Origin of the sequence: Magnetospirillum sp. (assembly GCA_027532905.1) — a bacterium.
In the GTDB taxonomy this organism is placed as follows: domain Bacteria; phylum Pseudomonadota; class Alphaproteobacteria; order CACIAM-22H2; family CACIAM-22H2; genus Tagaea.
Map to the genome: position 1 here is coordinate 87,701 of JAPZUA010000005.1, position 20,659 is coordinate 108,359.

Here is a 20,659-nt window from a genome sequence, read left to right on the forward strand (position 1 = left end):
AGGCGCTAGGAGCGCCCGATGCGCGCCTGGTCGCGCGCATCCAGACGCTCGAACAGCTCGAGGATGCGCACCGTGCGCGCCACGAGGTTCCACCACGCCACTTGGGCCTGCTCGCTCGACACCGAATGCGGTTCGACCGCGCGCACGAGATAGCGGATCGCGCGCAAGGGCGCTTGCGGCTCGGGCTGCATGTCGGAGCGCCCGGCCATGGCAGCACCCGTGAGCACGGCAAGCTTGCGCACGATCGGCACCACCGCACGCGTGGAAACCGAATCGCAACCGTTGCGCACCACCGCATGGCCGATTTCGGCATAGAGCCGGGCGGCCGCACGGATCGCGGGCCGGCAGCCGAGCGGCAGCTTCGGGATGCCGGCTTCGCCGCGCGCGTAGAGCCCTTCGGCCGTCTCGAGCAGCCGGCGCACGACGGATGCGAGGCGCGCATCGAAGACGGGCTTGGCGAGCCAAGCTTCGGGATCGAGGCCAGCTTCCTGCATCCAGTCGAGCGGCAGATAGAGCCGGCCCATGCGCGCATCCTCGCCAACGTCGCGCGCGATGTTGGTGAGCTGCATGGCAACGCCGAGTTCGCACGCGCGCGCGAGCGCTTCGGGGCTGCGCGCACCCATCACGATCGCCATCATCGCACCCACGGTGCCCGCCACGCGCGCCGAATAGTCGTAGAGCGCTTCGATGTCCGGATAGCGGCGCCCTTGCGCATCCCACGCAAAACCGTCGAGCAGGGCTGCCGGCAGTTCGACCGGGATCGCAAAATGCTCGACCGTCGCGGCAAAGGCGCGGTCGGCGGGATCGTTCACCGGATCGCCCGCATAGGCGCGCGCCAGGCGCCGATGCAAGCCTTCGAGGGCCGCATGGTGGTCGGTGGCGAGATCGATCGCGTCGTCGGCCAGGCGGCAGAAGGCGTAGAGGGCCGAGGCGGGCCCGCGCACCGCCTGCGGCAAGATCAGCGAGGCCGCAAAAAACGTATGCGAACCGCCGCGCAAAGCCTTGCGGCAGGCAGCAAGATCGGCCTCGAACTTCGCGGTGCGCTTAGACGAACTGGCGTGCATGGGGGACCACCGCATCGAGAACGCGTGCCGAAGCCAGCACGCCTGGCACGCCGGCACCCGGATGGGTACCCGCACCGACGAGGAAGAGATTGTCGATGTCTTCGCTGCGATTGTGGGGTCGGAACCACGCACTCTGCGTCAAAATCGGCTCCATGCCGAAGGCCGCCCCCTTGAAGGACAGATAGCGGTCCTGGAAATCGAGCGGGGTCAGCATGCGCGAGGACACGACATTGGCCTCGAGATCGGGCAGCAGCGTGCTCGAGAGATAGTCGGCGATGCGGCGGCGATAGGGCTCGGCCTGTTGGGTCCAGTCGACGCCCGCATCCATGTGCGGGACGGGCGACAGCACGTAGAACGCATCGCAGCCCGGTGGCGCCAAGGTGGGGTCGGTCGCGGTCGGGCGGTGCAGATAGAGGCTGAAATCGTCCGACAGGTGCTTGCGCTCGAAAATGTCCCGCAGCAAATCGCGGTAGCGCGGGCCCATCAGGATCGTGTGGTGCTGCACGTCTTCGTAGCGGCGCTTGGTGCCGAAATACCAGACGAACAGCCCCATCGAATAGCGCATGTTTTCGACCTTGCGGTCGGTCCAGCGGCGGCGATGCTGGGGCTCGATCATGCTGCGGTAGGTGTAGGCCGAGTCCGCGTTCGAGACGACGATGTCCGCCGCCAGCGTCTCGCCGTTCGCCAAGGTGACGCCCGTGGCGCGGCGGTTCGACACTTCGATGCGCGATACCGTGGCGTTGCAGCGCAAAGTACCGCCCTGGCCTTCGATGAGGCCCACGAGCCCCTGCACCACGGCCCCCATGCCGCCCATCGCAAAATGCACGCCCCATTTGCGTTCGAGAAACGCGATCAGGCAGAAGATCGCACTGGCCGCGAACGGATTGCCGCCGACGAGCAGCGGATGGAAGCTCAGAAGCTCGCGCAGCTGCGGATCCTGGATGTGCTTCGAGACGAGGCTGTAGACCGTGCGGTAGCTTTCGAGCCGCAGCAATGCAGGGGCTATCTTGACCATGTCGAGGAACGAGCCGAAGGGCTGGTCGACGAGCTGTTCGAAGCCGACCTTGAAAATGTCCTCGCTCGCTTTGACGAAGCGCTCGAACCCGGCGACGTCGGCCGGATTGAATTTTGCGACCTCCGCGCGCATGCGGTCGGGGTCGCCCGAATAGTCGAAGCTTTTGCCGTTCTCGAAGCAGATGCGATAGAAAGGATCGATCGCGCGCAGCGTCAGATCGTCCGCCATCTTGCGCCCGCACAGGGTCCAGAGTTCCTCAAGCATGTGCGGGGCCGTGATGATGGTGGGGCCGGCATCGAAGGCAAAGCCGTCCTGGCGAAAGACGGAAGCGCGCCCACCGGCCTGTTCGAGCTTCTCGAGCACGGTCACCCGGTAGCCGCGCGCGCCCAGCCGGATCGCGGCCGCGAGCCCGCCGAAGCCGCTGCCGATCACGATCGCATGCGGTCGCGGATCGAGATCGCTCGAACCGGTCTTCGGCTCGCGTATGAATGCCACGGTCATTTGCCCTTCCCCCCAGGCGAGTGACGTCCCCCGAGTCCTACTGTAAACCTAGCTTGGCACTTTTCGGAAGACGTTCATCAAGCTAAGCTGACAGAATCTTTACGACAGGGGATCTGGACGGGCATGGCGGCGGGACCAAACTGGGACCGGGCGGGAGCCGATTGGCCCAACCGCAGCGCTAGCCGCTTCGTAAATGCGGGCGGATTGCGCTGGCATGTGCAGGTCGCGGGCAGCGGTCCCGTGGTGCTGCTGATCCACGGCACAGGGGCTGCCACCCACTCCTGGCGCGGCGTGCTGCCGCTGCTCGCGGAACATTTTACCGTCGTGGCCCCCGATCTGCCCGGCCACGGTTTTTCCGACATTCCATCGGCACCGCACCTCTCGCTACCGGGCATGGCCAAAGCCACGGGCCAACTGCTCGAAGAATTGGTCCTGGCACCTTCGCTGTGCGTGGGCCATTCGGCCGGTGCGGCGATCGCAGCGCGCATGTGCCTGGACGGCCGCATAGCGCCGGCGGGCCTCGTGTCGCTGAACGGCGCGTTGCTGCCGCTGCGCGGGTTCGCCGGGCGCTTCTTTTCGCCGGCCGCCAAGCTGCTCGCGAACCTGCCGCTGATCCCCGATCTCGTGGCGTGGCGCGCCAAGGATCGTGCTGCGATCGAACGGCTGATGGCCGATACGGGCTCGCGGCTCGATCCGAGCGGCATCGAATTCTACCGCCGCCTCATGGCGAGCCCGCGCCATGTCGAAGCCACGCTCGGCATGATGGCGAACTGGGATCTCGATGCGTTCGTGCGCGATCTGCCGAAACTCGCCGTACCTCTGGCCCTGGTCGTGGGTGCCAACGACCGCACGGTGCCGCCGCGCGATGCGCAGCGCGTGCGCCTGCTGCTGCCAGAGGCGGTCGTGGAAACGCAAAGCGGCCTCGGCCATCTCGCACACGAGGAAGATCCCGCAGCGGCGGCCGCTTCCATTCGCCGCTATGCTGCAACCTGGGGTGCGTCTTAAGTAAAGCTGCCGCGCACGACCCGATTCAGCGTCGCGGCATCGGCGCGCGGCAAGGCGAGATACACGGCCCCCATCGCCGCACTCAGCGTCTGCGCAAGCGGCGTTGGGCGCGGACCCGTATCGACGAGCAAGGCACGCAAAGACGTCGCACGAATTCGGCGTGCCGCATCCAGCGCATCGGCCTCGGCGATTTCGCGGCCGCCGATCCCGGCCCGCGTCACGTTGGCGCGACCGTCTGTCAGCAGCACCAAGGTGGGCGTGCCGCCCTGGCGGCGAATGGCTTCGGCAAGCTCGCGCGCTGTATCCATGCCGGTCGCAAGCGGCGTTCCACCCCCGCCCGGCAAACCCGCCAAAGCGCGTTTGGCGCGCACAAGCGAGCGCGTGGGCGGCAGGACGAGTTCGGCACGCCCGGCGCGGAAAGCGATCACCGACACACGGTCGCGCCGCACATAGCAGTCGGCGAGCAGCAATTCGACCGCCCCCTTGGTCTCGGCCAAACGATGCAAAGCGGCCGAGCCCGACGCGTCGATCGCGAAGATCGTCGTCGTCTCGCGGCGCTGCTTGAAGCGCGTCACGCGGAAATCCTCGGACAACACGCGCACACGCGGAGCCGCTGCACCGGATGAAGCCGCGCGAATGCGCTGCCAGGGAGCGGCCGCACGCAAGGTCGCCACGAGATTTAGCCGCGCATTGCGCTGGCCCGGCAACCCACGAAAAATCCCGGCGGGCCTGCCGCGCTTGCCGGATTTCTGCAAAGCGCCCGACTTGCCAGCCGACGCAGAGCCCCCGCCAAGCGCCTTGGCAACCTTGAGGCGTGCCAGCAGATCGGGCGGGATCGCAGCGGCCGCCGCTTCGAGCACCATGTCGTCGAGCGGTTTGTCGGGCGTGGCCGAATCCGACGGCGGCTCGGCATCGTCGCCCTGGTCGGGCGGCGGGGGTGGGGACGCCTCTTCTTGTTCCTCTTCGGCTGGCGGGGCGGGCACTTGCGTCGCGCGATGCGCCAGCACCAGAGCACACGCCACCGACACATCGTCGCCCGCCACTTCCGCCCGGCCGAACAAGGCGGCCGAAGCGCGCGCGGCCCGCAAGGCGAGCAGGTCGGCGCGCGAAGAGCCGATGCCGAGCGCCAACGCCGTAGCGCAGATCGCGGCCTGCATCTCGGGCGCTATTTCGATCTGGCTCAGGCTTGCGCGTGCGGCTGCGATCGCGTCGCGGTCGATCGAAGAAGCACCGATCTCGCCGTGCCGCACGGCGCCAAGCTCAGCAAAAAACGCGAGCCGTTCGGCAAAAGCGGCAGGCAGCCGTTCGTCGGCTTCGACCGCTTCGTCGAGGGCGATCGCGGCAAGCCGGGTCGGTGTCACCGAAGATAAACCGTCGCGCGCCAGCACCACTTCGCCGCGGTCGAGTACGGCCACGATGCGCGCAGCCGTCTCAGGCGCCAACCGCTCGGCCATCGCAAACACGGCCACGCCGCCATCGACCTCGGCCAACACGCCGCGCTCGGCCACCGGGCGGCCCGCCTTCAAGGTCGCGGCAAGATCGAGCCCGCCCAAGAGCCGCTCGTCGGCGATCTGCAAGGGCACGCGCTTCCAGGGCGCTTGTGCGGGCAAGAGATCGCGCAGCAGTGCGAGCAAAGCATCGCGCGCAAAGCCTGCGGGGGCACGCAAATGCAAACCGCCCAACCCTGCCGGATCGATCGCAAGCAGTTGCACGGCCAAAACCGCGCGCTCCCACGCCGAGCCGGCCATGGGCCCGCCGTCGCTCACGCGCCGAAAAGTTCGGAAATGGCGCGTTCGACGCGCACGCTCGAGCCAGTATCGTCGAGCGGATTGCGCCGCAGCCGATGGCGCAGCACGGAAGGTGCCAAGCGCCGAATGTGCGAATCGCCGACGCTTGCATCGCCATCGAGGGCGGCAAGGGCGCGGGCAGCGCGAATGAGCGTGATCTCGCCGCGCAGACCGTCGGTGCCGAGCTTCATGCAAAGTTCGGCCACGCGCTTCAACGCGGCGTCGCCCACTTCGATGACGGCGAGGCGCTTGCGCGCGGCCACGATGCGCGCGCGAAGCTTGGCGTCGGCCGCCTTCCATTTTTCGACGAACGCTGCTCGGTCGCGTTCGAACAGGTCGCGGCGCTTCACGACCTCGATGCGCGTTTCAAGATCGGTCGGCGTTTTGACTTCGATCGACAGGCCGAACCGGTCGAGCAACTGCGGGCGCAATTCGCCCTCCTCGGGGTTGCCGCTGCCGATCAGCGAAAAGCGCGCGGGATGGCGCACGCTCAAACCTTCGCGCTCGACGACGTTCTCGCCCGAAGCGGCCACGTCGATCAGCAAATCGACGAGATGGTCCTCAAGCAGGTTCACCTCGTCGATATAGAGAAAGCCGCGATTGGCGCGCGCGAGCAGGCCGGGCTCGAAGGCTTTTTCGCCGCGCGCGAGCGCACGCTCGAGATCGAGCGCACCCACCACACGGTCTTCGGTCGCCCCCAAGGGCAGATCGACGACCGGAACGGGCGCAGCCCGCGTGCGCGTGCGCGCCTCTTTGTGTGTGCTGCAATAGGGGCAAGCGGCAAGATCGCCGTCGGGATCGCAACTGTAAGGGCAGCCATCGACCGCGCGCATCTTCGGCAGCAAGGCAGCAAGGGCGCGAACGGCCGTCGACTTGCCCGTGCCGCGGTCGCCGAACACGAGCAGACCGCCGATGCCGGGATCGATGGCGGCCACCGTCAAAGCGAGCTTGAGTTCGTCCTGCCCGACAATGGCCGAAAACGGAAACGCAACCGACATGCCCTCTCCCCCGCTATGCGAATCCCTTTGCCCCCAGGGACCTGCCCAGCCACATTAGCCGCGCGATTCGCCGGGTCAATGGGCAAAGGCGCCTCTTGCCGCACACCGGGCCAAGCACTTAGGCTCGAGGCCTTGTGACTGGGGGAAAACCGATCGACGCCAACGCGCTATACCGGCCGCCGGCACCCGCACCTTTGTCCGCACTCGCGGCCCTCGTGCGAACGGTGCTGCGCGGCGAGCAGGATCTTTTGAGCCTGCTACCGGCCGAAGCCTATTCGAAGCCAATCACGCCGCTTGGCTTCTCGCGCCGCTCGATCCTGCTCGTCAACGATCCTGCCGTCTCGACCGAAATCTTCGCCGATGCCGAAGGCATCTATCCGAAGAACGATCTGATGGTGGGCGCACTCGAGCCGCTCGTCGGCAATTCGATGTTCGTCTCGAGCGGCGAGATCTGGCGCCGCCAGCGCCGCATGATCGATCCCGCCTTCTCGCATATGCGCATCAACCGCGCTTTCGACGTGATGGCCGCAACAGTCGACGACTACGAAAACCATCTCGACGAGGTTGCAGGCAAAGGCGAAACGATCTCGCTCGACGCAGCCATGAGCCATCTGACGGCCGACATCGTCTGCCGCACGATTTTTTCCAAATCGCTCGAATCGCAGACGGCGCGCGACGTATTCGATAACTTCTTGGTGTTCGAGCGGCACGTGGCCAATGTCGAGCTCGGGCGGCTCATTTTCGGCAAGCCGTTCGCGCATGTGCACCAATCGGCGTCGGTGCTCGAGGCGTGCGCGCGTATTCGGCGGCATATCGGCGATCTCATCGATCCGCGGCTTGCCGCCGGGGCACCCCAGATCGACGACATCGCCGGTGCGGTGATCGCCGCACAAGATCCGCAAAGCGGCCTCAGCTTCACGCGCGAAGAGCTGATCGACCAGATCGGCGTCTTTTTCCTGGCCGGGCACGAAACGACCGCGAGCGCATTGACGTGGGTATTTTTCATCCTGTCGATGCGGCCCGAAATCGTGGCACGCATGCGCGCCGAAATCGCGCGCATCTCGGGCGACGGGCCGGTCGAATTCGACCACGCCAAGCAGATGGTCTATGTGCGCAACGTGTTCCGCGAGACCTTGCGGCTCTATCCGCCGATTACGTTCCTGCCGCGCGTGGCGGCGGCCGATACGATGATCGCGGGCCGGCGCATCAAGCGTGGGGCGATGGTGATGCTGGCCCCGTGGGCCACGCATCGCAATGCGATCTACTGGAAAAACGCCGATCGCTTCGATCCCGACCGGTTCGCGCCCGAAAACGAAAAGAACCTCGTGCCCGGCACCTACATGCCGTTCGGGCTCGGCCAGCGCATCTGCGTGGGTGCCGCGTTCGCGACGTTCGAAAGCTGCCTCATCTTGGCACGCCTCGTGCGGCGCTACGATTTCGAAACGCTCGCACCCGAAAAAGTACGGCCCGTGGCGCGCCTAACCACGCGCCCGGCGCGCGAAATCAGCGTGCGAGTGCGCCGACGTTGAGGCGTGCCCGCCGCGCTTTGCGGTCGATTTGGAACTGGTGGTAGACGATGAGCGCGATGCCGGTCGCCAGCGGGATCGCCCACAGGGTCGGGCTGAAGGCGTTGTGCGGCATGAGGCGCACGGCGCCGAACGCCAGAAACGCCGTATAGACCGAGATTCCCGCGCCCACAAGCGCCTTCACATGCTCTTTGAGATAGTCGGTGCGCCCCGGCTCGGCCTTGACTGCAAAATAGAGGTTGGTTGCGCCCGACGCGATCCCAACCGCGGAAATGCCCATCATCAATGGCTGGCCGATCAGCCAGCCCTGAAACGCGCAGTTCGCTGCAGTGGCAATCACCAATAGCTGCAATGCCACATTGGGCCAACTGCGGTTGGCCGCATGATCGAGTTTGTTGCGGATCACGGTCATGCCGTGCCAGCACAGGCTCACCGTCAAGATCGCCAGATAGAGCATCATCCAGCCGAACAGGCCGCGCACAAGGGCAGCATCGTCGAGCTTGGGATGGGTCTCGAGCGGTGCCGCGAGCGAGCAAAGGCTCATGCCGATCGCCATTGTGGCCGTGACAAGCAGGCAATTGTAGAAGACGCGCCCCCAGCGCCGATGTGCTGCTGCCCCCTTGCGGCCGACGACCGGCACCCAAAACGACACCAGCCCCGTTGCCCCCGTCGCGACATGCACGACCAGAAAGCACATGAAGACGATTTCGATCACGGCTTTTTCCCCCTGCAGAGGAGTTTAGCAGGTGCGCGCATACTTGCGAACGGCTTCGTCGGTTTACAGTCTCGCGGTACCAGTGTGCTGGCGCGATGCTGCAAGGTTTCTTGCATACAACCTGCGAGTTTGCGACACTTGCATGCGACAAGACGGCGAGATGAAGGGGGATAGTCTCGATGCGCGTCATACTGGCCCAGCCACGCGGCTTTTGCGCAGGCGTCGTGCGCGCGATCGCGATCGTCGAGCGGGCCCTCGCCAAATATGGCGCACCCGTCTATGTGCGCCACGAAATCGTGCATAATCGCCATGTCGTCGATGCGCTGAAGGCGCAAGGTGCGATCTTCGTCGAGTCGCTTGCCGAAATTCCGACCGGAGCCGTGGCGATTTTCAGCGCGCACGGCGTGCCGAGCGAAGTCGAGCGCGATGCCGAGCGGCGCGGCCTTGCCGCGATCGACGCAACCTGCCCGCTCGTGAAAAAAGTCCATATCGAGGGCCGGCGCTACGCGGCCCAAGGCTACGAAGTGGTGCTGATCGGCCACGAAGGCCATCCCGAAGTGGTCGGCACGCTCGGCCAGATCGACGGGCGCGTGCATCTGGTCGCGACCGTCGACGACGTCGCGAGCCTCAAAGTCGCGGACCCTGAGCATCTTGCCTACGTCACGCAGACCACGCTCAGCGTCGACGAAACGCGCGCGGTCGCCGAAGCCTTGCAACGGCGCTTTCCGGCCATCGAAGGACCCGACACGAAAGACATCTGCTACGCCACGCAGAACCGCCAGACGGCCGTGCGCGATCTGGCGGCACGCGTCGATGCCGTTCTGGTCGTGGGGGCTGCCAACAGCTCCAACTCGAACCGCTTGCGCGAAATCGCGGTCGATTGCGGCGTGCCGAGCTATCTTGTGGACGATGTCGATGGCGTCGATTGGCGCTGGCTCGACACGGTCGAAACGCTCGGCATCACGGCGGGTGCCTCAGCGCCCGAATCGATCGTCGATGCGCTGATCGACGGCATTCGCAAACACCATCCGGTCGAATTGGCCGTACTCGACGGCGTGCGCGAAACCATGCAGTTCCGCCTGCCGACCGTTCTGGCTTAGCTACCGCAATTCTGCACGCTTCTTGCACGGACACGCCCGGCGCTTCTTAAGCCCCTACAGCCGGACGAGGTCGATCCCCATGCCGCACCGAGCCGAACGCGAACGCGCCATGCGCGGCTGCGTCAAACTTCTGGGCGGGCTCGTCGGCGAAACGGTACGCGCCCAAGAAGGCGACGCGGCCTATGCCGCCCTCGAAGCGCTGCGCCAAGGTTTCGTCGCTCTGCGCCGCCACGCCAAGCCGGACACGAAGGCCATCGCGAAGCTGGCGGCGGGCCTTGCCGACATCGAACCCGACCGCGCCGTGATGCTTGCGCGCGCGTTCGCACTATTCTTCGCAGTGGTCAATATCGTCGAGGAAGCCTGGCGCGCCAACGAGCGCGTGCAGGCCGATGCGGCGTGGCCGCGTTCGTTTCCCGAGACCTTCGCGCAACTCGGCACGGCCGCCTCGGCCAAGCGCGTGCGCGCCTTGCTGCCCGATCTCGCCCTGATGCCGGTGATGACGGCACACCCGACAGAGGCGCGTCGGCAGACCGTGCAGCGCGGCCATCGCCGCCTCTACGATCTCGTGGCGGACTTGGTCGACCGCGATCCGCGCAGCCGGCTCTATGCCGACAAGGTCGATGCAATCCGCGACGAGATTGCGACCTTGTGGAAAACCGACACGGTGCGCGCCGAACGGCTCAGCGTGGCCGACGAGATCGCCAACGGCCTGCTGTTTTTCCGCATGGCGCTCTACGACGCGGTTGCCGACACGCTGCGCAGCTTTGCGGCCGCGTTGCCGCAAGGCTGCGCGCCGCCGCCGCATCTGCTCGCGTTCGGCTCGTGGATCGGCGGCGACCGCGACGGCAATCCGAACGTGACGGCCAAAACAACGCTGTTTGCCATGCGCGCCCAGTCGCGAGAGGTCTTGCGCGAATATCTGCGCCGCACCGAAGCGCTCGCCGATCGGCTCACGCAATCGGCCGCCTATATCGATCTCGATCCGACATTCGCAGGCCGGCTCTTGGCCGACGACAAGCTCTATGCGGCATCCGTGTTCGGCGAATTCACCGAGCGGCTGCAGCGCGAGCCCTATCGGCGCAAGCTTGCCTATATCCGCTTCCGACTGCAGGCCCGGCTCGACTGGACGGAAATGCGGCTGGCAGGCGGCGATGCCCCCTGCCCGGGCGAGGCCTATCCGGATGCCGCCGCGTTCGCGAGCGACCTCGCCGCGCTGCGGCAAGCCCTGCGCCACGACGGCGATGCGCGCCTCGCCGACGGGCAGCTCCTCGATCTCGAGCGCCTCGTCGGCGTGTTCGGCTTCCATCTGGCACGCCTCGACGTGCGCCAGGAAGCCAAGCGCCATCGTGATGCGGTGCAGGAAATCCTTGCCGGCATTCCGGGCCTGCCCGACTACCTCGCCCAAGACGAAGCAACGCGCCTCGACATGCTCGAAGAGCTCGTGGCACGTCCGGGGCCGGTGGTTCTGCTCGGCAGTGCGCTCTCGGCCGAAACGCGCGAAACGCTGGAAACGCTCGGCGCCATTGCGGCCCTGCATGCCGAGTTCGGCGCCAAATCGGTCGAGACCTATGTCGTATCGATGGCGGGCAGTGCGAGTGCGGTGTTCGAAGTGCTGCTGCTCGCACGCCTCGCAGGCCTGCTCGAGCCGCGGGGCCACGGCAGCTTTGCGATGGATCTGCGCGTCGCACCGCTGTTCGAGACCATCGCCGATCTCGAAGCCGCCCCCGGCATCGTCGAAGCTTTGCTCGCACGGCCAGTGTATCGCGCGATCCTTGCGGCGTCGGGGGGTTTGCAGGAAGCGATGCTCGGCTATTCCGACAGTTGCAAAGACGGCGGCATTCTGGCGTCGTCCTGGGCGCTGCACCGCGCGCAGACGCGGCTTGCCGAGATCTTCAAACAAGCGGGCATCGCGTACGTGCTGTTCCACGGTCGCGGCGGCAGCCACGCGCGCGGCGGCGGCCCGACGCACGATGCGATCCTCGCAGGCCCCCGCGATGCGGCCAACGGGCGCATCAAATTCACCGAACAGGGCGAGGTGCTGTCGTTCAAATACTCGAACCGCGATACCGCCGCCTACGAACTCACCGTCGCCCTCACGGGCCTACTCAAAAAATCGCTGGGGCCGCCCTATCGCAAGGGTGCGCGCCCGCAAGCTTGGGCGGCCGCCATGGCGCGACTGGCGGAGCTCGGCGAATCAGTCTATCGCGAGCTCGTCGCGAGCCCGGGCTTTCTCGACTATTTCTACGAAACCACGCCGGTCGACGAGTTGGCGTTTCTCAATATCGGCTCGCGGCCTTCGCATCGGCCCAAGGCCGGTCGCGACATCCGTGCGATCCGCGCGATCCCGTGGGTGTTCGGCTGGTCGCAAGCGCGGCTTGCCCTACCGGCGTGGTACGGCGTGGGGCAAGCAGTCGCGGCCTTCGCGCAGGAAGCGCCTGGCAATCTCGCACTGTTGCGGCGCATGCATCGCGACTGGCCGTTTTTCCGCAATCTCGTCGACAATGTCGCGATGGCGGAGAGCAAAGCCTCGAGCGAGATCGCGCGCCTCTACATGCCGCTGGCGCAGGATCAAATCGCGGCCAAGCGCATCTTCGCCGCGATTTCCGGCGAGCTGGAGGCGACCGCGCGCATGCTGCGCCGGATAACCGGCAATGCCCCGCTTGCGGGCAATCCACTGCTCGCTCTGTCGCTCGACCGGCGCAAACCCTATCTCGACGCGATGAACGCGCTGCAGGCGGCCTTGATCGCGCGCGCGCGCAAATCCGATGGGGCCGCGTGGCGCCATCCGTTGCTGCTGACGGTCAACGCGATCGCAGCGGGCATGCGCAATACGGGCTAGCGCCCGAAGCGGCGCAAGCGCAGCGCGTTACCGACCACGAAAATGCTCGAGGCGGCCATCGCGGCGGCCGCAAAGATCGGCGACATCTGGATGCCGAACCACGGATAGAGGGCACCCGCCGCAACCGGCACGAGGGCCGCGTTGTAGCCGAAGGCCCAGAATAGATTCTGGCGGATATTGCGCATGGTGGCTTTGGAGAGCGCCACGGCTTGCGCAACTGCCGCAAGGTCGCCCGCGACGAGCACCACGTCCGCACTGTCGATCGCGATGTCGGTGCCGCTGCCCACCGCAATGCCGATATCGGCTTGCGCCAAAGCGGGCGCATCGTTGATGCCGTCGCCGACAAACGCGATCGTTTCTCCCTCCGCGCGCCAAGCCGCAAGGGCGGCGAGTTTGTCGGCGGGCATTGCTTCTGCGACCACGCGCGAGATGCCGAGTTCGGCGGCAACGCTGGTTGCAGTTGCGCGATTGTCGCCTGAGACCATCGCGGTTGCGAGGCCCGCCGCATACAAAGCTGCGATTGCGGGTTTAGCACTTTCGCGGATCGGATCGGCGACCGCGACAAGGGCAGCCAAGCGCCCATCGATTGCGGCGAAGATCGGCGATTTGCCGACTTTTGCGAGTGCCGCTGTCGCGTCTGCGAAACTTGCGACCGAAATGCCGAGCGACGCGAGATAGCGGTCGGCGCCGACCACGACGTCGCGACCGCCCACGCGCGCGCGCGCACCCAAGCCGGGCTCGGCGGCGAAATCCGCAACGGGCAGGCTAGGGAGCTTCTTGTCGTGCGCTGCCCGTACGATCGCGGCGGCAATCGGATGCTCGGACGATTCTTCAAGTGCTGCCACCAGCGCCAAGACTTCGTCGGCCGCGAAGCCTGGGACGACAACGAGGTCGGTAAGCTCGGGACGCCCCTTGGTGAGCGTACCGGTTTTGTCGAACGCGACGAGGGTAACGGTCCCCAGCTGCTGCAGCGCTTCGCCGCGCCGAAACAGAATGCCGCGCTCGGCCGCACGCCCGCTGGCGACAAGGATCGAAATCGGCGTGGCGAGGCCCATGGCACACGGGCACGCGACGATCAGCACGGCGACCGCATTGGCGAGTGCAAGGCCAAATGCATCGGCGCCGCCCCACAGCATCCAGGCCACAAACGTGGTCGCCGCCGCCGCGAACACGGCCGGCACGAAGCGTGCCGTCACGCGATCGACGACCGCCTGGATCGGCAGCTTACCGGCCTGGGCGTTTTCGACGAGGCGCTGGATCTGCGCCAGCATCGTATCGGCCCCGACCTTCGTTGCCGCGAAAACGAAGCTGCCATTCTGGTTGACGGTACCGCCGATAACGGCTGCGCCGACTTCCTTGAAGACGGGCACGGGCTCGCCCGTGACCATCGACTCGTCGACATAGGAATGGCCGCTCGCAAGCGTGCCGTCGGCGGCAATGCGCTCGCCCGGGCGCACTTGCAGCCGGTCGCCGACGACGACCGACGCGATCGGCACCTCGACGAAGACGCCGTCGCGCTCGACGCGCGCGGTCTTGGCCTGCAGCCGACCGAGCCTTGCGATCGCATCGCGCGCATGCCCGCGGCTCAACCCCTCGAGATAACGGCCGAGCAGAACGAGGACGACGACCGACACGGCCGCTTCGAAATAGAGATGGGCCGCACCCGCCGGCATGAGATCGGGCGCCACGACTGCGGCCAGCGAATAGAGATAGGCGCTGAGCGTGCCGACCGCGACGAGCGTGTTCATGTCGGGCGTGCCGCGCAGCAGATTGGCAAGGCCCACGCGCTGAAAACCGAGACCCGGCCCGAACATCACAAGCGTGGTCAGCACCAGCGACGCATAGGCGACGAAGACGGGCGACAAAACGGCATGGACCCAACCATGCAGCGGCGGGAAGATATGGCCGCCCATTTCGACGACAAAAACCGGCGCGCCGAGCACGGCCGCAAGAACCAGGCGGCGTGCAAGGGTCGCATTCTCGTCGTGCGGCGCTTGCCCTGCCGCCTCGGACCCAACCAGCTTTGCATCGTAGCCCGCATCCGCGATCGCGCGCACGATTGCGGCCGGATCGGCGATGCCATCACGATAGACGATGTGCGCGCGCTCGGTCGCGAGATTGACGGTCGCTTCGAGCACGCCCGGCACACGTTTGGCCGCCGCTTCGACATGCGCCACGCACGAAGCGCAGGTCATGCCGGACACGGCGAATTCGGCGCTCGCATTGCGCACGGAATAGCCGGCCGCTTCGATCGCGGGGCCAAGCTTCGCCAACGCAGCCGGATCGGACAGCACGACGCGCGCTTGTTCGGTCGCGAGATTGACGCTGGCCGACGCAACGCCGGGGACAAGCGCCAACGCCTTTTCGACATGCGCCACGCACGACGCACAGCTCATTCCGTCGACCGGGATCGCGTAAGCGGTGTCTTTCGTTCGAGCGTCGTCGGGCATCGGGATACGGCTCCTTGCGACAGAGTCATGAACCCTTCCCGGGCGGCAAGGTCAAGACGCGCGTTTGTGCGCGCAATTTGCGCCCGAATTGCGACGGGCTTGGCCCGACCGTTCGTTTCGGTCTAGGGTCGGCCGCACGCGAAGAAAGGTTGCCGACCGATGGTGCCATTCGTCTGGAAACCGGCGCATTCGTTTGCCGCCATCGCCGTATGCACGATGGGCGGCGTGCTTGGCACGCTCGCAGCGTGGCTGCAAAGCCCGATATACCGCTACTGCCAGAGTTTTTCCGGCTTGCGCCTGCCGGGCTGCACGCGTGCCGCCTTCGGCGGCATCCCGAAACTGGCGCTTTATTGGTACTGGCCGCTGTTCGGCATCGCGGTCTTCGGCATCGCTTTCTACATCGTGATGCGCCTGCGCGCGGCTACTTCTCGCTAAAAGCCTGGTCGAGGGCGCGGTAGACCGGATTGAGCATGTAGCGCAGCACGCTGCGCTCGTCGGTTTTGATGTCAGCCAGCACGGTCATGCCCGGCAGCAGCGGATTGCGCGCCGGATCGTCGCCTGCGTAGCTTTTGTCGAGGCTGATGACCGCTTTGTAGTAGGTGCGTCCTTGCGGATCGACGAGGGTCGAGGCCGACAGGCTCGTGAGCGTGCCCGGCACGCTGCCAAAGCGCGCGAAGTCGTAAGTCGAGATCTTGACTGCGACCGGCTGGCTGATGCGCACCTGGCCGATATCGTTGGGCGGCAGGCGCGCTTCGACGACGAGTTCGCGGCCGATCGGCACCACTTCGAGCAGCGTGCCGCCGGGCGGCAGCACGCCGCGCTCGCTGCGCACGCGCATTTCCTTGACCACGCCGCGCACCGGCGACAGCACCTTGGTGCGCGCGACCCGGTCGTCGAGGCGCACGCGCGCCTCCTCGACCTGGCGCAGTTCGGCCGTGACGCTGCCTACTTCGCGCATTGCGTCGGCCGAAAGGCGGCTGTCGAGTTCGATCAGACGCTGCTCGGCCTCGGCGACCGCTTCGCGCGCACGCCCGATATTGACGGTCGCGGTCGAAAGCTCGCCCTGCACGCGGTTCATTTCGCGCTGCACGTCGAGCAGCGTGATGCGCGAATTGAGGCCCTGGTCGGTCAGGCGCTGGCGCATGCCGAGCGCTTCGTTGGTGATTTCGATCTGGCGCTCGAGCGTGCGGCGCTGGCTCAGCAGCGCTTCGAGATCCGCACGCCTGCCGCCGAGCTGACGTTCGAGGACCACGCGTTGGCTCGTGCGCGCGCGCTCCTGCGTGCGCAGGATCGCCGCTTGGTCGGCCGAAAGGCCTGTTTCGGTCGCCTCGGCAAGCGTGGCCACGCGGCCCTCGGCGAAGGCGCGCAGGCGCTCGGCCTGCAGGCGCAAGCTTGCCTCGCGCGAGGCGAGCTGATCGCGCTCGGCGGTCGCGGCCGTCGCGTCGATTTCGACCAGCAGCTGGCCTTCTTCCACGATGTCGCCTTCGCGCACCAGAATGTGTGCGACGATGCCGCCTTCGAGATGCTGCACAAGCTGCACGCTGCCGGCCGGCACGATCTCGCCGGGGCCTTGGGCGATCTGCGCGACGTTCGTGTAGGCCGCCCACGCGACGGCACCGCCCACCAGGGCCGCGATCAGCCACACAGCCGCGCGCATGAGCCACGGGGCCCCGCCCTCTTCGAGGTGGATCGCGAGGGTGAGATAGCGGATGCGGGCAGGATCGGCCCGCAACGCGGTCGAGGGCAGCGTCATCGAATGGCTCCGGGAACCGAGGCGGATGGGTTGGCGCGCATCTGCACGATGCGGCCGCCGTCGAACGTGGCGACGCGGTCGCACAGCGCAAGATGGCTGGGGCGGTGGGAAATCAGAATGATCGTCTGTTTGCCCTTGCGCCGCTGCAGGGCTGCAATGAGGGCTGCGTCGCCATTCGTGTCGAGCCACTGGCCGGGTTCGTCGAGCAGCAGAACCGCAGCCGGCCGCAGGAACACGCGCGCCAAGGCGATGCGCTGCAGGAGGCCGGCCGGCAGGCCGCTTGCCCCCTGGTCGCCGAGCTGCGTGTCGAGCCCGTCTTTGAGGGCCAGCACCTCTTCAAGGCCGCCCGCTTCGGCCAAAGCCGCATGCAGATCGGGCGTGCTCGCCGTAGGGGCTGCGAGACGCAGGTTCTGGGCGATCGTGCCGTAGAAGAGATGGCGGCTTTGCGGCGCATACGCAATCGCCAGGCGCAGCTCGGCCGGCGTCATCTGGCGGATGTCGAGCCCGTCGAGCTGGACCGTGCCGGCTTGCGGCTGGTAGAGGCCCATCATCACTTTGAGGGCGGTCGATTTGCCCGCACCCGAGTGGCCGGCAAAACCCACCATCTCGCCCGGTTTCGCCACGAAATCCACACCGAGCAAGGCGGGCTCGGCTTCGGCGCGGTAGCGCAGCGACACGCGATTGAGGGCGATCTGGCCGCGGAACACGCGCTGGACGACGGCCGGCGTGGCACGGTCGGTGAGTTCCGGGCGCAGGCGCAGCAGCTGGTCGATCTGTGCGAGGCTCTGGCGGATCTGCGTGAGGCGCGACAGGGCCGCAATGCCGACCTGCAGCGGCGACAGCACGCGCCAAGTGAGCGCCATTGTCGCGACGAGCGCGCCCACCGACATTTGCGCGTCGATGATGCGGGCGGCTCCCCACACGAGCACGATGGCGCCCGCCAGCATCGTGAGGCCTTGCGAAAACGTCTGCAGCACCGCGTTTGTGGCCTGCACCTTGCGCCCCTCGCCGACAGCCGAGGCCGACGCGGCGCGGTAGCGCTCGAGCCACGCATCGGCACCGCCGATCTGCTTGATGGCGCGCAAGTTCGACACGATTTCGACCGACAGCGCATGGCGCTGGCTGCGCGCCTTGCTGGCGCGCAGCGAGGGTGCTTGCAGCAGCATCGACCCGAGATAACCCGACACGACCAAGAGCAAGCCCAGCACCAGCGGCACCCATACGAGCGGCCCGCCGAGCAGGCCGATCGCGATCAGGAACACGAACAGGAACGGCAGATCGAGCGCAACACCTGCGAGCGGGCCGTTGAAAAACTCGCGTACGGACTCGAATTCCTTGAGGCGTGCGAGCTGCGTGCCGACAGGTGCCCCTTCGAGATACTGCGTGGGCAGCCGCAGGAGATGGCGCAGCACGGCAACCGAAATCAAACGCTCGATGCGGGCCCCCACATAGGCCAGCAGACGGCCGCGCAGCAGGCGCATGAGGAAATCGAACAGGAACACGACTGCCATGCCGACGGCGAGCGAGAGCAGCAATTCGCGCGATTGCGTGCCGACGACCTTGTCGAACACCGCCATCGAAAACAGCGGGAAAGCGAGGGCAAGCAGATCGGTGAACAATGTGAGCAGCGCAAGCTGGCCCAGAATGGGACGGAAACGCTGCAGCAGGCGCGACATGAACGAGGCTTGGGCCGCGTTCTCTTCGCGCGAAGTCTCGATCGTCTCGATCAGATAGATCGAGCCCAGCGGCACGTCGGCCGCCAGCACCTCGCGCTCTTCGCCCGCATGCGCGTCGAACACGCGCATATGCGGCCCCTCGCGCGACAAAAGCACGCGCGGCGCCCCCGACGGGCTCACATGCAGGCACGGCAGCAATCGCGGATCGATTTCGTCGGGCCGCTTTTTGTAGGGCTTGGTCGCGAAGGAGAGTTCGGCCAGCACGTTGCGCAAACCGTCGAGATCGAGATTGGCGGCGAAATGCGGCAGCGCTTCGACGATCACGCGCGGATCGCCGCGCCAGCCGAGCGCGTTCAGAAGCGGCATCAGGCACGCGGTGAAAGGCGAATGCGCCTGGAACGCTTCGAGCCTGCCCTGGCGCAGTTCCTCGGCCAGCGGATCGGCGCGCACGACAGCGATGTCGGGCCGCGTGCGTTGCGGCAGGGCGACGGGCTCGCTCATGCGGACCCTCGCGGGCGTTCGTGGAAGCGGCCGTCGCGCAATTCGAGCACGCGGTCGGCGATGCGCAAGACCGAGGGCTGGTAGCTTACCAGCACCAGCGTGCTGCGGCCTTTGAGTTCGCGCAGCATCTGCAAAAGCCGATCGTTCGAATCGTGGTCGAGGCTGTTGTTGCTTTCATCGAACAGCACGATGCGCGGCGCATCGGCCAATGCGCGCACGATCGCAATACGCTGGCGCACGCCGCCCGGCAGCGCTTCGGGATCGCCCAGTTCGGTCTCGTAGCCCTGCGGCTGGGCGGCGACAAACGCGTCGAGCCCGAGGCGGGCCGATACGTCGAGGGCGGCGTCCACGATCGGGCCGCGGCGGAACATCGTCAGATTGTCGATGAGACGGCCTTGGAACACGACACCATGGCGCGGCAGAATGCCGATCTCGGCGGGTCCGGGGCGCGCATCGTCGGCTTTGAGCACGGCGCCGTCATACGCGATCGTGCCCGCTTGCGGGCGCACGAGCCCGGCCAGAAGCGACAGCACGGTCGAGCGGCCCGTCCCGTTGGTGCCGACGATCGCCACACATTCGCCCGCCTTGATCGAAAGATCGGCGTCTTTGAGGATCGTGCGGCCGGGGCCGTAGCCGAAATCCACACCGCGCAGCTCGATCGCACCGGCCGCGACGCGCACTGCGCGCGCCTCGCCCGCGACCGGCTCCTGCGGCAGTTCGGCCAAGGCTTGCAGCCGTGCGCGTGCGTTGCGGATGCTCTGGTAGTTGGTCCAGATGCCCATCGCGCGCATCAACGGCTGCAAGGTGCGCCCGGCGAGCAACGAGCAGCAGGCGAGCTGGCCCACCGTGAGATCGCCGTCGATCACCTGCAATGCGCCGTAGCCGAGCACGGCCACGACCGCGAGGTTCGAGAACAGCATCCCGAGCGTTTGCGACAGGCTGGAGAGATTGGTGACGCGGTGCGCCCCCGCCGCCGCCTGGTCCATCAGGCGTTCGTAGCGGCGCATCATCTGGCGCTCCATCGTCAACGCCTTGACGGTGGTGACGCCGGTCAAAACTTCGATCATGAAGCTGATGCGGCGGTCGTCCGATTGCGCGCGCGCGGCGATCGCACTGCGCAGGAATCCGGCCACGCCGAGGGCCGCCACCGCAAACGCCGCGAATACGGCCGCCACGACCCAAACGAGCGAGCCGCCGATGACCCAGATAAGCCCTGCGAAAATCAGCGCAAACGGCAGATCGACGAAAATCGTCGCGCCTTGATTGGCGTAGAACTCGCGAAGGCGATCGACCGCCCCCAGCCGCTCAAGCTGCGTGCCGGCCGAATCGCGCGATACGGCAACATACTCGGCATTGAGCAGGCGGCCGATCGCGGCACACCCAACCGCATGCTCGAAGCGCGCACCCGCCCAACTCGTCAGCATGTTGCGCGCGCCGCGCAAAATCCCTTCGCCAACCAGAATTGTCGCCAGCAGCAGCACCAGCAAAGCGAGCGTGTCGCTGGCGGCATTCGGGATCACGCGGTCGTAGATCTGCAGCGTGAAAATCGGCAACGCCACGCCGAACAGATTGAGGGCAAGCGAAGCGACCAAAAGCGTCGGGTTTAGCGCCATGCCGAGCCCGGCGCCCATCGGTATGCGATCAAATTGAGCCATTGCGCGCGCGACGTCTCCCCCGGCCAGCCGCTGCGACGCGGCGGCCTGATTCTTCAGGCGAGCATTATAATGAC

At 66.6% G+C, this 20,659-nt stretch carries 14 protein-coding genes; 5 read left to right on the top strand and 9 right to left on the bottom strand.

The features are described from left to right. Positions 1-5 precede the first annotated feature (5 nt). Positions 6-1,064: a phytoene/squalene synthase family protein gene (locus tag O9320_17025; GenBank protein MCZ8312551.1), complete on the bottom strand. Its 1,059-nt coding sequence runs from the start codon at positions 1,062-1,064 to the stop codon at positions 6-8. Next, positions 1,045-2,580 (bottom strand): phytoene desaturase, encoded by a 1,536-nt coding sequence (locus tag O9320_17030; protein ID MCZ8312552.1) that lies wholly within the window; start codon positions 2,578-2,580, stop codon positions 1,045-1,047. The genes O9320_17025 and O9320_17030 overlap by 20 nt, the downstream gene beginning before the upstream one ends. A gap of 123 nt (positions 2,581-2,703) precedes the next feature. On the opposite strand from O9320_17030, the gene O9320_17035 reads away from it, so the two are divergent. Next, positions 2,704-3,585, top strand: a complete 882-nt coding sequence (locus tag O9320_17035) for an alpha/beta fold hydrolase (GenBank protein MCZ8312553.1) — start codon at positions 2,704-2,706, stop codon at positions 3,583-3,585. Here the strand turns inward: O9320_17035 and O9320_17040 are convergent. Further along, positions 3,582-5,351: a magnesium chelatase subunit D gene (locus tag O9320_17040; protein MCZ8312554.1), complete on the bottom strand. Its 1,770-nt coding sequence runs from the start codon at positions 5,349-5,351 to the stop codon at positions 3,582-3,584. The two genes, O9320_17035 and O9320_17040, sit on opposite strands and share 4 nt — an antisense overlap. Then, positions 5,348-6,370: a magnesium chelatase ATPase subunit I gene (gene bchI, locus O9320_17045; GenBank protein MCZ8312555.1), complete on the bottom strand. Its 1,023-nt coding sequence runs from the start codon at positions 6,368-6,370 to the stop codon at positions 5,348-5,350. Before bchI ends, O9320_17040 begins: the two co-directional genes overlap by 4 nt. Before the next feature lie 134 nt (positions 6,371-6,504). On the opposite strand from bchI, the gene O9320_17050 reads away from it, so the two are divergent. Then, the gene (locus O9320_17050) at positions 6,505-7,899 is read left to right on the top strand and encodes a cytochrome P450 (protein MCZ8312556.1); all 1,395 of its coding nucleotides are present in this window, start codon (positions 6,505-6,507) and stop codon (positions 7,897-7,899) included. Here O9320_17050 and O9320_17055 read toward each other — a convergent pair. Further along, complete coding sequence (locus O9320_17055) at positions 7,874-8,611, bottom strand: hypothetical protein (GenBank protein MCZ8312557.1); 738 nt, start codon at positions 8,609-8,611, stop codon at positions 7,874-7,876. The two genes, O9320_17050 and O9320_17055, sit on opposite strands and share 26 nt — an antisense overlap. Before the next feature lie 179 nt (positions 8,612-8,790). Here O9320_17055 and ispH point away from each other — a divergent pair, with 179 nt between their 5' ends. Further along, entirely contained in the window at positions 8,791-9,711 is a 921-nt protein-coding gene (gene ispH, locus O9320_17060; GenBank protein MCZ8312558.1) for a 4-hydroxy-3-methylbut-2-enyl diphosphate reductase, read from the top strand. A gap of 79 nt (positions 9,712-9,790) precedes the next feature. Continuing rightward, entirely contained in the window at positions 9,791-12,550 is a 2,760-nt protein-coding gene (gene ppc, locus O9320_17065) for a phosphoenolpyruvate carboxylase (GenBank protein MCZ8312559.1), read from the top strand. Here the strand turns inward: ppc and O9320_17070 are convergent. Beyond that, positions 12,547-15,000, bottom strand: a complete 2,454-nt coding sequence (locus O9320_17070) for a heavy metal translocating P-type ATPase (protein MCZ8312560.1) — start codon at positions 14,998-15,000, stop codon at positions 12,547-12,549. The genes ppc and O9320_17070 overlap by 4 nt on opposite strands. A 159-nt stretch (positions 15,001-15,159) precedes the next feature. Between O9320_17070 and O9320_17075 the strand changes: the two genes are divergently transcribed. Further along, positions 15,160-15,435 carry a hypothetical protein gene (locus O9320_17075; protein MCZ8312561.1) on the top strand — a complete coding sequence of 92 codons (276 nt, stop codon included), beginning with the start codon at positions 15,160-15,162 and terminating at the stop codon, positions 15,433-15,435. Here the strand turns inward: O9320_17075 and O9320_17080 are convergent. From O9320_17080 to O9320_17090, 3 genes are read right to left on the bottom strand one after another with little or no spacing between them, the layout of a single operon-like run. Then, positions 15,422-16,753, bottom strand: coding sequence for an HlyD family type I secretion periplasmic adaptor subunit (locus O9320_17080; GenBank protein MCZ8312562.1), 1,332 nt, complete (start codon positions 16,751-16,753; stop codon positions 15,422-15,424). The genes O9320_17075 and O9320_17080 overlap by 14 nt on opposite strands. Further along, positions 16,750-18,930, bottom strand: coding sequence for an ABC transporter transmembrane domain-containing protein (locus tag O9320_17085; GenBank protein MCZ8312563.1), 2,181 nt, complete (start codon positions 18,928-18,930; stop codon positions 16,750-16,752). Before O9320_17085 ends, O9320_17080 begins: the two co-directional genes overlap by 4 nt. Continuing rightward, positions 18,927-20,585 carry an ABC transporter transmembrane domain-containing protein gene (locus O9320_17090; protein MCZ8312564.1) on the bottom strand — a complete coding sequence of 553 codons (1,659 nt, stop codon included), beginning with the start codon at positions 20,583-20,585 and terminating at the stop codon, positions 18,927-18,929. The genes O9320_17085 and O9320_17090 overlap by 4 nt, the downstream gene beginning before the upstream one ends. Positions 20,586-20,659 lie beyond the last annotated feature (74 nt).

What these genes read in the sequence shown, in the direction of transcription:
- ispH (MCZ8312558.1), top strand. Translation starts at nt 8,791, where the DNA reads ATGCGCGTCATACTGGCCCAGCCACGCGGCTTTTGCGCAGGCGTCGTG.
- O9320_17080 (MCZ8312562.1), bottom strand. Translation starts at nt 16,753, where the DNA reads ATGACGCTGCCCTCGACCGCGTTGCGGGCCGATCCTGCCCGCATCCGC.
- O9320_17075 (MCZ8312561.1), top strand. Translation starts at nt 15,160, where the DNA reads ATGGTGCCATTCGTCTGGAAACCGGCGCATTCGTTTGCCGCCATCGCC.
- ppc (MCZ8312559.1), top strand. Translation starts at nt 9,791, where the DNA reads ATGCCGCACCGAGCCGAACGCGAACGCGCCATGCGCGGCTGCGTCAAA.
- O9320_17070 (MCZ8312560.1), bottom strand. Translation starts at nt 15,000, where the DNA reads ATGCCCGACGACGCTCGAACGAAAGACACCGCTTACGCGATCCCGGTC.
- bchI (MCZ8312555.1), bottom strand. Translation starts at nt 6,370, where the DNA reads ATGTCGGTTGCGTTTCCGTTTTCGGCCATTGTCGGGCAGGACGAACTC.
- O9320_17035 (MCZ8312553.1), top strand. Translation starts at nt 2,704, where the DNA reads ATGGCGGCGGGACCAAACTGGGACCGGGCGGGAGCCGATTGGCCCAAC.
- O9320_17085 (MCZ8312563.1), bottom strand. Translation starts at nt 18,930, where the DNA reads ATGAGCGAGCCCGTCGCCCTGCCGCAACGCACGCGGCCCGACATCGCT.
- O9320_17090 (MCZ8312564.1), bottom strand. Translation starts at nt 20,585, where the DNA reads ATGGCTCAATTTGATCGCATACCGATGGGCGCCGGGCTCGGCATGGCG.
- O9320_17025 (MCZ8312551.1), bottom strand. Translation starts at nt 1,064, where the DNA reads ATGCACGCCAGTTCGTCTAAGCGCACCGCGAAGTTCGAGGCCGATCTT.
- O9320_17030 (MCZ8312552.1), bottom strand. Translation starts at nt 2,580, where the DNA reads ATGACCGTGGCATTCATACGCGAGCCGAAGACCGGTTCGAGCGATCTC.